Origin of the sequence: Lacipirellula limnantheis, from assembly GCF_007746075.1 — a bacterium.
In the GTDB taxonomy this organism is placed as follows: domain Bacteria; phylum Planctomycetota; class Planctomycetia; order Pirellulales; family Lacipirellulaceae; genus Lacipirellula; species Lacipirellula limnantheis.
In genome coordinates this window covers 214219-226907 of record NZ_CP036339.1, presented here as the reverse complement: position 1 = coordinate 226907, position 12689 = coordinate 214219, and the positions used below count along the sequence as shown (strand labels likewise).

Annotated in this window: 11 protein-coding genes; 5 read left to right on the top strand and 6 right to left on the bottom strand. The window is 63.1% G+C overall.

Going from position 1 to position 12689, the window contains the following annotated elements:
- Positions 1–17: 17 nt before the first annotated feature.
- The 4 genes from I41_RS00880 to I41_RS00865 form a co-directional block, all read right to left on the bottom strand.
- Positions 18–1898 carry a lamin tail domain-containing protein gene (locus I41_RS00880; RefSeq protein ID WP_145430065.1) on the bottom strand — a complete coding sequence of 627 codons (1881 nt, stop codon included), beginning with the start codon at positions 1896–1898 and terminating at the stop codon, positions 18–20.
- A 67-nt stretch (positions 1899–1965) separates the two neighbouring features.
- Positions 1966–2199: a hypothetical protein gene (locus I41_RS00875; RefSeq protein ID WP_145430063.1), complete on the bottom strand. Its 234-nt coding sequence runs from the start codon at positions 2197–2199 to the stop codon at positions 1966–1968.
- A 286-nt stretch (positions 2200–2485) separates the two neighbouring features.
- Entirely contained in the window at positions 2486–3394 is a 909-nt protein-coding gene (locus tag I41_RS00870) for a DUF1559 family PulG-like putative transporter (protein WP_145436209.1), read from the bottom strand.
- Positions 3395–3645: 251 nt separating this feature from the next.
- The gene (locus I41_RS00865) at positions 3646–5250 is read right to left on the bottom strand and encodes a DNRLRE domain-containing protein (protein WP_145430061.1); all 1605 of its coding nucleotides are present in this window, start codon (positions 5248–5250) and stop codon (positions 3646–3648) included.
- 102 nt (positions 5251–5352) lie between these two features.
- Between I41_RS00865 and I41_RS26940 the strand changes: the two genes are divergently transcribed.
- Positions 5353–5508, top strand: a complete 156-nt coding sequence (locus I41_RS26940) for a hypothetical protein (RefSeq protein ID WP_168206593.1) — start codon at positions 5353–5355, stop codon at positions 5506–5508.
- Here I41_RS26940 and I41_RS00860 read toward each other — a convergent pair.
- Positions 5496–7025, bottom strand: coding sequence for a glycerol-3-phosphate dehydrogenase/oxidase (locus tag I41_RS00860; protein ID WP_145430059.1), 1530 nt, complete (start codon positions 7023–7025; stop codon positions 5496–5498). The two genes, I41_RS26940 and I41_RS00860, sit on opposite strands and share 13 nt — an antisense overlap.
- A gap of 729 nt (positions 7026–7754) precedes the next feature.
- Here I41_RS00860 and I41_RS26935 point away from each other — a divergent pair.
- The 4 genes from I41_RS26935 (at position 7755) to I41_RS00845 (ending at position 11250) form a co-directional block, all read left to right on the top strand.
- Entirely contained in the window at positions 7755–7922 is a 168-nt protein-coding gene (locus tag I41_RS26935) for a hypothetical protein (RefSeq protein ID WP_168206592.1), read from the top strand.
- Positions 7919–8734 carry an HAD-IIA family hydrolase gene (locus I41_RS00855; RefSeq protein ID WP_145430058.1) on the top strand — a complete coding sequence of 272 codons (816 nt, stop codon included), beginning with the start codon at positions 7919–7921 and terminating at the stop codon, positions 8732–8734. The genes I41_RS26935 and I41_RS00855 overlap by 4 nt, the downstream gene beginning before the upstream one ends.
- Before the next feature lie 58 nt (positions 8735–8792).
- Complete coding sequence (glpK, locus tag I41_RS00850; RefSeq protein WP_145430056.1) at positions 8793–10283, top strand: glycerol kinase GlpK; 1491 nt, start codon at positions 8793–8795, stop codon at positions 10281–10283.
- 193 nt (positions 10284–10476) lie between these two features.
- Positions 10477–11250: an MIP/aquaporin family protein gene (locus tag I41_RS00845; protein ID WP_145430054.1), complete on the top strand. Its 774-nt coding sequence runs from the start codon at positions 10477–10479 to the stop codon at positions 11248–11250.
- Between the two features lie 40 nt (positions 11251–11290).
- Here the strand turns inward: I41_RS00845 and I41_RS00840 are convergent, their stop codons facing one another.
- The gene (locus tag I41_RS00840) at positions 11291–12646 is read right to left on the bottom strand and encodes a coiled-coil domain-containing protein (protein WP_145430052.1); all 1356 of its coding nucleotides are present in this window, start codon (positions 12644–12646) and stop codon (positions 11291–11293) included.
- Positions 12647–12689 lie beyond the last annotated feature (43 nt).

The following is a 12689-nucleotide window of genomic DNA, read 5'->3' as shown; positions in this document are numbered from 1 at the left end:
AGATCCCCCAGCGAGAGTTAGCAAACATGCGACCGGCGTCGCCGGCTGAATGCCATTAGAGAGGCCGCGGCGGCTAACGGCAACGTCGACGGTTCCGGTACGGAGGCGTGACTCGCGGCAGCAGCAAGCGCTCCAGTGAACTGTTGTTGCCACACCAGATAATCAGCGCCGTCGACGTCGCCGTCAACGTCGGCGTCACCCTGCTGCGGCAGGACGTCGGTCGTTCGACCAAAGTTTGTCGTCCAGATCGTGAGGTCGACGCTGTCGACCGCCCCGTCGAGATTGAAATCGGCGCGTGACAAGGCCGGCAACTCCGTGAGCGTAAAGAAAAAATCGTTCGCCGCGTCGGTCCGATACAGGTCGAGAAGCGGCGAGTAGGTGCGCACATGCACGGTCTTGCGATCATTCAGGAACTCCAACACCCGAATCCAACCGTTCCCGCCATTGGTTTCGAATTGTGAGTTGAACACCATCTGGTGCACCACATTTCCTTGCGGCCCGGTGCTCTTGAGGTAGCCGACGCCGTCCCCGCCGACGTGGCCGTTGAGCGTCATCTCGAAGTTGGGATTCAACTTGATCAGCTCGTTCCAAAGTTCCTCGCCATCATTGCCGTCCGTACCCACGGGATAACCATCGGGCGTTCCATCGGCGCGCGTGTTGTTCGGATTGAGATAGGAGTGCGTCAGCAGCACCGCCGTGTGGTCCGCATATTGTGGCAGCGCGGCAATCTGATTGGCCCAAGCGACCGTCGCCTGACGAGGCCAGAACTCGAGCGAGAAGATCAGCAGATCACGACCGTCGGGAGCGTGGAGTTCGAAATAGGCGTTCTGCAGTTCGCCGGGAACCTGGTACCCCCTTAGGACGCCGCCCTGCGCCGGATCGACCAACGGGTTATCCGAGGCCTTGAAGTAGGTGTTGAACTGCGTGTTGCGGTTCTGGGCGCTCGTCGTTCCCAGATCGTGATTCCCCGCCGCCATGATGTACGGCAGCTCCCCGTTGAGAACGCTCATCGCCGCCTTGGCGTTGGCCCACTGCTGGTCGGCCGTCTGATCGCCGCTGGTCGGCGCCACCTGGCTATTCTGATTGACGATGTCCCCTTCCTGGAGCACAACCTGAATCTTGTACTCTTCTTTGTGATCTTTGATCCAATGGGTCAGCTGCGAAAAGATCGGCAGGTCACGCGAGCTCTTTGAATAGTTTTGCGTATCGGGCATCACCACCATCGACCACGCGGCGTTGGGCGAGGGTGCGAAAGGAGCCTGGGTCGTCGTCGCCACGAAACCGGGCGAACCGTGATTCTCGCCTTGGCCGCCGGCGCTGGTCCACTTCGCGCCATAGACGCCGGCGGACGACGGCTTCCAATTCAACCGGAGGTCGTTCGCCCGCGCATCGAGCGCCCCCGGCAGTAAGTAGATGCTGTTGCCGTCCGAGCCGTTGGCGGTCGGCCAGCCGGTCTCCTGGAAGCGGACGACGTCTTGCAGAACGCCCAAATGATTCCGAATGGCGGCGCCCTCGTTCGTGCCCACGGTGTTCGCCAGCGTCGGAAAGGCGTTCACCTGCACGCGGCCGACGCCGGCGCCCCAATTCGCGCCAAAGCTTGCTGAGTCGCCGGTGACGACAAGCGCCTTGCCGGCGCCCAGCGTCGTGCCGGCGGGAAAGGGCGATGCCCAGTTGTTGTCCTGAACGTCGCCGAACTGCCAGCCGCTCAGATCGACCGACGAGGCGCCGGTGTTGTAGAGCTCGACCCACTCGCGATTGTACGGAGTCGCCGCCGCCAGGTCGTAGTCGGTCCCCTGCGGGTTGTACATGATCTCCGAAATGATGATCGCGGCGTCCCCCGCCGGGAGCGCCGCCGCGAGCGCACTAGCGGCGATCTTTCGGCACAGATGTCGTATCATGGAAGCCCGCGGCAGTTGCACTTCGAATGGAATGACGTCGATTGACGATCACTCGCCGGGTCGCAGATCATGACACGTCGAACGTCGGCAGGACATTCTCCCCTTCCTTGATCTCCGCTTTGAGCGGCGAGGTATCGGGACTGGCGTACTTTCCGCGCAACTTGTCTGGACTCTCGTCGACTGCCTCCGGATCGACGTCCTCTCCGTGGGCAACACTCGCGGCGACCTCAGGAAAGACGATCGTCACGACATAGCTCCCCGCCGGAGCACCGTCGAACGCATCGGTCGAGTAGGAGGACAATCTAAATCGTCCCTCCCCGTCCGTGCTCGCGCGTGGAATGGGGATGCCTCGCAGTTCGGCCGCTGGCCGCGAGTCGTGTAGCACAATCAATGCGTTCTCTGCCGGCTTTCCTTGAAACAGAACCTGTCCTGACACTGGGTAGAGAGCGACTTTCGAGTCGCCGCATCCCAGCGCCAGCGCCGCGACGGACGCACATGCCAGGAGGGAGGGCCGCGTTGAAACTTGAAATGCCATTGCCAGGTCTTGGTAGAGCGAATCGAATCGGGAAAGCGGGCCGCGCCCGGCGCTACTGGATCTCGCCGACGACGTCGCCATCGTCCCGGGTAAACAGCGAGACGAACGTTTCCGCCGCGACGTCCTCGCTCACGAATCTGACGGCGCCGTCGCCGTAGAGAAACATACAGCCGCCGACGTGGAAGCTGTAGATCTCATTGTTGTTGTTGCAATTCATCATCTGCTCGGCGCCGCAGACGTCGTGAATTGAGAAAAACTGCTCGTGGTCGGCCCATGGCCCCCCGGTAACGCGGCCAGACTGCAGCGCTCCGCCGCGCCAAGTGTCGGGTCGCCCCGCATCCTCCATCATCATCCAGGTCGTCGACATCCCGTCAGTCACGTGTCTGATTTCCGTTGGTTCCGTTTGCAAGATGCTTAGCCAGTTGGTTCGCTTCGTGATTCGCTTGCCCAGAACGTTAATCGGACCGGATAGAATATCGACGCATACCGCGTAGTCCGCGGGCTTCACCGTGCCGAAATCCTTCATGATATTCCGGTTGATGCTGTCGGTTTCCTCGGGCAAGGTCGTGGGAGGCGGGGTCTCCGGGCAGACCGCGATCGGCAGCGCAGCAGTGATGGCTCCCCAGTTACTTTTGTTGTCCCAATTCAAGTCGAGCTTCAGCTGCGAGTAAATGGATTGCTGTTCCGCGTACGGCAACACCATGGAAAGAACATTGTGATTGGGATTCGTCATGAACGCCGGGGGCAGTTCCTTTTTTGCCCCTTCGTAGTTAAGAATTGCCAGTCCTATCTGCTTGAGATTGTTGGTGCATGCCATCCGCCTCGCGGCCGTTCGCGCGGCTTGGACGGCTGGAAGCAACAGCGCCACGAGCACGCCAATGATGGCGATCACCACCAAGAGCTCAACCAGCGTAAAGCCGAGAGAAGCCCGCCGACTGCTCGCGGTCCGATTAAATCGCATCTCGAAATTCCTAGCGACTGTCAGGCAGCGTTTGTCCAACGCCGCAATAAGGACGAGCGCCAGTCCGTCGGCGCCGAACCTACCAAACTCAATGCAGGTGAACCGTCAATGCGTGCGAACCAAACGTTGCACCAGACAATGCAGGTAACCCGATGCGCGAAAGCAACGTCACCCTCCTGCCTGGGCAATCGTCGCGGGCGTCGAGTGCGACCCACGGAGCGGGCCGCACTCGAGCCTGCGGACGTCGCTAACTATCGTCGACGTGCTCCCCAGGCGCCGACGATCGCCAGTGATCCCATTGCCAAGACTAGCGCCGTCGGCTCAGGGACGGCGTTCGCCGTGACGGCCGAGGCGACTCCGCCGAACTGCTGCTTCCAAATCGTTAAGTCAGCGTCATTCACCGCATTGTCGCCGTTGGCGTCTCCCTGGGCCAGCGTCGATCCAGCGCCGAAATTCTGCTGCCAAGCGAGGAAGTCGGCTCCATCGACGTCGCCGTCGGCGTCGAAGTCCGCATCCTCTGTCGGGGCGATGACGTCCGTCGTGTAGTTGATCACCAAACGAGGCACGGCGCTCGGGTCCGCTGACCCGGTAAAGTTAATCGCCCAGCCATCGGTGGTATCGACCGCTCGCACGTTCAATCCAAAATTCGACGATCCGCCCTGCCACGCTTGGACCGCCTCGGTGACGTCAAGCGTCGCTTGCGCGTCGGCGATCATGGCGCCCGTCGTATCTAGAAAACTGCCCGTGTCTCCGTCAGCGCTGCTCGGCCCGTCGGCGCCATAGTCAGTATAGACCGAGGTGAGACTCCAATCCTTTAGCATCCGCGCGACGCCGAAATTGCCGTTCGTCCCTGCGTTGGTGCTAAACGCGGCGCGTCCCGAATCCAAGACGAGATGGGCGTCCAAGATGGTGGCGTTGTCCGGCACCGAGCCTCCCTGGCTAGCGAAGATATTCGCGAACTTAATCAGCGCCTGATCATTGGGACTGGTCCCAGTGATATTTCCGCCGTCGAGGAAGGCCTCATCAAGATTGAGCCCATCCTCCGTGACGCCGCTTTGCAGCATGCGCACCATCGTGGTCCCCGCGTAGCCGTTCAGGCCATTTTGAAGCGTCACGGTGCTGACGGTCGGTTGAGGGCTCACGTCGTACGTTACCTCAAGACTGGGACGCCCGGCGGGTAACACGACGCCGCTGGTAAACACTTGCCAACCGTCGGTCGTACCCGCAACAACGGCGAATCCGTTATTCGCCGCTCCCTTGGACCAGTTTTGGAGGACGCTCGTCACGTCCGCGGCGGTCGTAATCAAGCCGTTGGGCGTGGTCGCTTCGATTGGCCCGCGGTATCCCTTGTCGAGCGGCCGAGCGATTTGCCCGCCGGCGTAGGTGGCGCCGCCGCTCCCGCCAGTCCCAGCGGCGCTCATCGAATTGAAGGTCGTCGTGGCATCGAATGGGACGAGAAGCTGCGCGACGCCGAACGGACCTCCCGTGCGCGCGTTTCCGCTTGATTCGCCCGTGGTTATCTTGAGCTTCGCGTCCAGGATTTTCGCACCCAGCGGAATCTGCCCCGCCCCCGCGCCAAAAATTTCATCAAACTTCAGCAGCATTTGCTTCTCGTCAGCGACGGCCGTCACCTCGTGATACTGACCGTCGAGGAATATCTCTTGGACGGCCGATCCAATGACGTTGCCGTCCTTGGCGCCGATATCGACGCCGATGATGACGTCCGTCGTCCCCGCGTATCCGTTGACTCCTTGCTGAAAGCTGACGGTCGTTTGAGCCAGCGCCGACGACGAGCTTGCGACGACGCAAGTCGCGCAAAGCCATCGCGTTGCACTTCGATACCACAGGCACTTCATATCGGGATCCCCATCAGGTTGCAGCGCCGCCTAGCGGACGCCGTAGATCGCAACGAGACGCCGTCGCGTTGCAAGAGGATCGCTTGCGATGAATAAGAATCGATGAAGGCCGTGTTGAGATTGGATATTGTTGTACGACAATGGCTCGCGGCTTCAGCGCTAGCCTTCATCGTGCGCACCGATCCCTTGCAGAAGCGCATCACCGCGGCTGTGCCGACTCGTCATGGCGTCTATTGCCAGGAATTTCAGCGCAGCTGAACGTCTGGTGCCGGCGCCGTCGTTCCGACGATGGGCGAATGTGCGGTTAATCCCCGGTAACGTTTTAATTCCAACTCCGTTTCTGCGTCGGTCCACCCTAGTTCCGACGCCATCCACCGCGAAACGTTACCCGCCAGTTCCAGGTGGTTGCGATAATAGTGCCGCCAACTGCTGCGACGAATCATCACGTCGTCCAGATGCCGGGCCGCTTCGAGGCGGCAGTAACGGCTCACCGCCGCGGCCGACACCGGCGGCGGCAGAATGCCGCTGCACGATGTTGCGTCGCCGAGTTCGCCCCGCGGTCCTCGCTCGACCAACGGCGTGGTCGCCGTCCGACACGGCGCTGCCTTGGCGCCGAGGAAGCGCACGATCGCATCGACGGTTTCTTCGCCCATGAGGCGGTAGGTCGTCAGCTTGCCCCCGGTAACGTCCCACCAGCCTGCATGGCTCATGGCGATCTTGTGACGCCGCGAGATGTCCGACGGGTTGCCGTTCTTGTCGGCCACGAGCGGCCGCAGACCGGACCAGGTGCTGACCAGATCCTGCGGCGTCAGCTTCGCTGCCGGGAACGCGTCGTTGACGACCTGCAGGATGTACGACACGTCTTCCGGATCGCAGGGTGGGTTGTCGAGCTGGCCGCGATAGTCGGTGTCGGTGGTGCCGAGGATCACGCGCTCGCCCCACGGAATCACGAACAAAATGCGACTTCCCTCGGCCAGCACGACCGCATCGTCCATCGGCAGCCGTGCGCGATCAATAACCAGGTGCACCCCCTTCGTGAGCCGCAGCGACGTTTCGGAGTTCGGCAGCTTGTCCGACCAGGGGCCGGTCGCGTTCACGACGCTACGGGCCTGCACCACGAGCAGCGCGGGGTTGCGGCGGTCTTCGAGTTCGCAACGCCAGCGATCGCCCTCCCGCGTCGCGTCGAGCAGCTTCACGTAGTTGCAAGCGACGGCGCCATGCTGCACCGCTGAGTTGATCGTATCGAGCACCAACCGCGAGTCGTTGGTGAGCGCATCGTGGTAGCGCACGGCGCCAGTGAGTTGCTCGCCATTAAGTCCCGGCACCCGGCGTAGCGTCTCGGCGACGCCCATCGAACCGCTGCCGCCCCCTTTGCCCACGCCGCAGAGCAGGTCGTACAACTTGACGCCGAGGCCCAACTTCCACCGGGGCCAGCCGTTGGCTTGGCGCGTCGGGAAGATGAACTCCAGCGGTTCGGCGAGGTGCGGGGCGATCCGGCGCAGTACGGTTTTCTCTTTGCTGGCCTCCCACACCAGCCCCACGCGCCCCTGTGCGAGGTAGCGCATGCCGCCATGAAGCAGGCGGCTCGATCGGCTGCTGGTGCCCGAGGCAAAGTCATGCTGCTCGACGAGTCCCGTACGCAGGCCGCGCATCGCCGCATCGCGCGCGACGCCCGCGCCGACGATGCCGCCGCCAATGACGAGCACGTCAAGCGGTTGCGTTTGCAGTTGCTCGCTGCGTGTAATGTTGGAATGTTGATCAGTTGCAGAATGCATATTTACCCGGCATGGTGACCGTGCGTTATTATTTCGCTAGGCAGGCGCTGCGACTAGGACTGCTCTTGGTCGTGCGACTACTTTCTCGGACAGCCGGGCCATCGAGATTTTCTGTCCGCGGGGGCGGCAGTAGAGGGTGCGAGCGACCTAAATCATTGCCCGCTGCCGCGTGTCGGCGGCGGACGCTGCCGCACGAAGATGAACAGTAAGCTCGCCGTTCGACAGCGCACGAAAAACGGCATGCCGGCCGCCCGAAGACGATCGACATGCCGTAGGAACGCTGGGCCCCCCGGCCAAGCGCAGGCTCACAAATATCAAGTGACGTTCGCGTCTAGCGACGGCGAATCGTCCGGTAGTCCAGCGCGAGTTCCGATCGCGCGATTCTAATCGACTGCCACCCGCCATCGGTGATTGGCGCGTGAATAGACGATGAAGATCTCGTGAGTGTCGCTCAGTTTAGCTCGTGAGCCAAGAAACAACTCCGCGTCTCCGCGGACTTTCTCTAATTCCTCGGCTCGACCCGATAACTGGCGGACTGCGTGAAAAGCGTACTCTGCTGAAATCGAGCTTAAATGGCGCGATTTAAGCTGTCAACGAAATTGCCGGGCAGCGAGGTTCCCGCCGGAAAAAAGCCCCCGCCGTGGAGTCGACCTTCCCCATCGCTTAGGCGACCCCGCGGCGGGCGCTGTTGACAATTGCCTCGTCCACGTGCCCTGCGGCGGCGTCTCGATGCTTGTCTTCTGGATGAATCCATCGGCGTCCGTTACCTTCAATGCGAAGATGATCGCCGACAAGCATGGCGGGAACGCCGTGTTTGTGCTGTTGGCGGCGCCGGCCGGAGTGGGAACCTTACCTTCCGCTCTCTGCTGCCCCGCCCAGGCTCACAAATACCAATGAACGACCGTCTCGCCAAACTTCGTCACATCGTCTTCGACATGGACGGCACGATTTACCTCGGCCGCACCTTGTTCAAAGAAACGATTCCCTTCCTCGCGCTGCTGCGAGAGTTCGGCGTCGGCTATACGTTCGTCACCAATAACAGCTCGAAGAGCAGGGCAGGGTACGTTCGCCATCTGCACGAAATGGGAATTGTCGCGCCGCCCGACGCCGTGGTCACCTCGGCACACGCCACGATTCATCACATACGGCAGAACTTGCCGGAGGCCAAGCGTCTCTTCGTGCTGACCGCGGAGGACGCGCTGGAAGACTGGCGGCTTGGCGGGTTCGAGATTGTCGACGATGAGCCCGACGTGCTCGTCGTGAGTTGGGATTTCAACTTGAACTACCACCGCCTCTGCCGCACCGCGTATTGGCTGAGTCGCGGCGTCCCCTACTTCGCGACTCATCCCGACCGCACCTGTCCCACCGATCAGGAAACCGTGCTCCCGGATTGCGGGGCCATTTGCGCTCTGCTCGAATCAGCCATCGGGCGCCGGCCCGATGCCATCCCGGGCAAACCGAGTCCCGAGATGATTCAGGAAGTGATGGACCGGCACGGGCTATCGCCGAGCGAGACCGCGGTGATCGGCGACCGCCTCTACACCGACGTGCGGATGGCGCGCGACGCCGGGGCGCTCGCCGTGCTCACGCTCACCGGCGAAGCCAACGCCCAAGAAGCGCTGAGCTTGCCGGCGGCCCATCAACCCGATCTCATCGTGACCGACCTCGACGACTTGTCTCGGCAACTCTGCGCTGCGCGCGGAGTCTGATCTCTGTCTTTTCCGTGGTTAATCCCCCTTTTGGCAACGTCACCTAGAGAGGCGCGCAGTGACTCTTCTCCTCGCACTCGACCAAGGCACTACCTCCTCGCGGGCCATCGTCTTCGACGACGCCGGCTCGATCGTCGGCGTCGCCCAGCGCGAGTTTCAGCAGCACTACCCGAAGCCGGGCTGGGTCGAGCACGACGCCACTGAGATTTGGCAAGCGCAACTCGCCGTCGCGGTCGAAGTCCTCGCCAAGTTGAAACTCAAGCCGAATGACGTGGCCGCGATCGGCGTCACGAATCAGCGCGAAACGACGCTGCTGTGGGATCGCAAGACGGGCGAGCCGCTGCATCACGCCATCGTCTGGCAAGATCGCCGCACGGCCGGCCACTGCGACCAACTTCGTGCCGCCGGCAAAGAACAGATCATCCGCGACAAGACGGGCCTGCTGATCGATCCCTACTTCAGCGGCACGAAGATCGCTTGGCTGCTCGACAACATCCCCGGCGCCCGGCAGCGGGCCGCCGCCGGCGAACTTTGCAGCGGCACGATCGACTCGTGGCTCGCCTTCAAGCTCAGCGGCGGCGCACTGCATGTGACCGACGCGTCGAACGCTTCGCGGACGCTGCTGATGAACATCCATGACGGCGATTGGGACGATGAGTTGCTGCAACTGCTTAACGTCCCGCGCGAGATCCTGCCGCAGATTCGCTTTTCGAGCGAGGTTTACGGTGAAGTCGCCGGCGATTCGCCGCTGGCGGGAATTAAACTCGCCGGCATGATCGGCGATCAGCAGGGCGCTCTCTTCGGGCAGACTTGCTTCGAGCCAGGCGCCGCCAAGAACACCTATGGCACCGGCTGTTTCATGTTGATGAACACCGGCGCGCGGGCCGTCGCGTCGCAGCACCGATTGCTCAGCACCGTGGCCTGGAAGGTCGGCGGCGTCACCGAGTATGCGCTCGAAGGCGCCGTTTTCATCGGCGGAGCCGCCGTCGGCTGGCTCCGCGACGGACTCGGCGTGATCAAATCATCGAACGACGTCGAAGCGCTCGCCAATACGGTGCAGGACAGCGGCGGCGTCTCGTTCGTCCCCGCGTTCACTGGCCTCGGCGCCCCCGATTGGGATCCCTACGCCCGCGGCGCCATCATCGGCATCACCCGCGGCACGACCACGGGCCATCTAGCGCGGGCGGCGCTCGACGGCATCGCGCTGCAGGTCGCCGATTTACTCGAAGGCATGCACCACGATTTAGGCCAGTCGCTGTCAGAATTGCGCGTCGACGGCGGCGCCAGCGTGAATAACACGCTCATGCAAATCCAAGCCGACGTGCTGCAGATCCCCGTCGTGCGCCCCAAGGTCACCGAGACGACCGCGCTCGGCGCCGCGTACTTGGCGGGCCTCGCGACTGGAGTGTGGCCGAATCGCGACGCCATTCGCCGACAGTGGCAAGTTGATCAACGTTTTGAACCAAGGATCTCCGCCGACGAAGCGGCGTCGCGACGCGCGACGTGGCGGCGGGCGGTGGAGCGGAGCAAAGGGTGGGCGCAGGAGTAGGCCGTTCGCACGCATTGACAAATGCCGCTTTCAACACCGAGGACACCGAGTTCACAAAGGAAATTCGGGAGAAACGACGTAATTGTGAGTTGCAGCCTCTGCCGCCGGCCGCCTACAGTCACCGTTCCAAATCTCGTCTTTTTTCTTCTCTGGGCTCTCTGTGTCCTCTGTGTTTCACTTTTGAGAACTAATCATGCACGCCTATCTCGCAGAGTTCATCGGCACGGCGCTCCTCATCCTCCTTGGCAATGGCGTAGTGGCCAACGTCGTTCTGCCGCAGACAAAAGGCCACGCCAGCGGTTGGATCGTCATTTCCTTCGGCTGGGCGATGGCGGTCTTCGTCGCCGTCTGGTGCACCGCCGCGGCTAGCGGCGCCCACCTCAATCCGGCAGTGACGATCGGGCTGGTCACCGCCGGTAAGTTCGCCTCGGCGAAGGCCGTCCCCTACATCATCGCTCAGTTCGCCGGCGCCATTGTCGGGGCCACGCTCGTGTTCATCTTCTACCGTGATCACTACGCCGTCAGCGACGATCCCGGCGCCAAACTCGCCACGTTCGCCACCGGCCCGGCTATTCGTCGCGTCAGCAGTAATCTCTTCAGCGAGATCGTCGGCACGTTCGTCTTGGTCTTCGCCGTCCTCTTGGCGACCGACCCCGCGATTCTCGTCGCCAACGAAGCGGGACTTTTCGAGCCCGGCACGGAGAAGGTCGGCCTCGGGGCTCTCGGCGCCCTGCCGGTCGGCCTGCTCGTCCTTGCCATCGGGCTTTCGCTTGGCGGGACCACCGGCTACGCGATCAATCCGGCTCGCGACCTGGGACCTCGTCTGGCCCACTCATTCTTGCCGGTGCCGGGCAAGGGCGACGGCGACTGGTCGTATGCGTGGATCCCGGTCATCGGCCCCAGCATCGGCGCGCTACTCGCCGCCACAGCGTTCGCCGGAATGCACATGGTGGAGCAGGCATCGTAAACCGCGGCATCGCCGTGGCGCGATGCGCCGCAGCCGCGGTTCACCGCGGCCGCCGCCGGCGATCATCCAGCTGTCGCTTCGCCGCCAAGGCCGTGGCTCCGACCGCCAACACTCCCAACCCGCTAGCCGCCTGCCGATCGATCCCATCTTCGGAGGTCGATTCCTCGCGCTCGCGCTTGGCGCCGAGTTCGTCGGCGGAAGCCGGCCGGGCCACCGCCGCCGATGCTTCATCGATCGAAACATCGAACGCCTGATACGCCCCGATGGTCGCTTCCATCTCGACCGCGGTACGCAGCACCTCGTGCATGTCGCCGGCCGCGATGAGTTCGTCGCCGGCGCCGCCTGTCATCGGCTGCAGCAAGATCATGCCGCCCGGCTCATCGGCGGCGCGAGCGACCTCAGCGCCTGCCGGAAGATTGGCAATGCCAGCTGCCCAAGCCTGCTCCAGCCAGTCGCTTGGCAGTTGAGTGGCCCGCCGGCCGTCGCGACGCCCCGCCAATGAACGCAGGGCGCTTTCGATCGCCTCCCGCTGCGTCTCGGCCGCGGCGTTCGCCAGCCCTTCCTCGCGAACAGCGCTCGACTCGTCGAGCTCAACGTAACCGCTATCGTCGTCAGTCTCATCACGCGACTGATCCTCGGCAAGCAGACGCACATATTCGTCCGACCCGGCGTCATCGTCTCGCACCAAGGCGTAACCGGCGAATGCGGCGTCGTGACTCGCGGCGTTATCAACGACCTCGAACGACGCCGCCAGGGTGGCGTCGTTCGCCAGGAGCGACGCGACGGCGGTCGCCGACGCCTGATCGTTGTTCGTCGTCAGGACGATCGGCGCGAGGATCGGCGACGTTGCACTCCGCGCCAATTCGCGCCAATGTTCGAGGGCCGTCGATAAGGCGGGAGGTCGCGACGAATCGAACGCTTCCAGCAATGCCGACTGAGCGGCGTTCGACGAAGTGGCGTCGACGCTGGGCGTCGTTTGGGCTTGGGCCCGTTGCGGCGCCTTGGTGCTCAAGGCCCCCAGCCCGCTCAGCGCCGCCTCCAGATTCGACGCCGTCGGGGCAGCCGAGCCGTGGCCGCCGTTCCACGCACTCGCCAGCGGCGCCTTCCCGCTGGCAGCTCCGCTCGGCGCGTGGACATCGGAGCGAAACTGAACAATCAGAATGTAGGAGACTTCTGCCGCCGGCGCGCTCGGAAAGTAATCCCCCGCGGATGACGGCGTCTGCGTCCGGCTAGCTGCATGGGCGAAGATCGCCGCGGCGACTTCACTGGCCGTCACGCGAGGCGCCGGCGGAGCGGTCAATTCTTGATAGGCGAGCGCCTCGTAATCAACGCCGAAGTTCGCCGACAGCACCGTCCGCTGCTCGAGCGTCTCCATCGCCAGACGGGTCGAGCGCACGGCTCCCCTGGTGGGCGTCGATTCACGCTCGCGAAACCGTTCG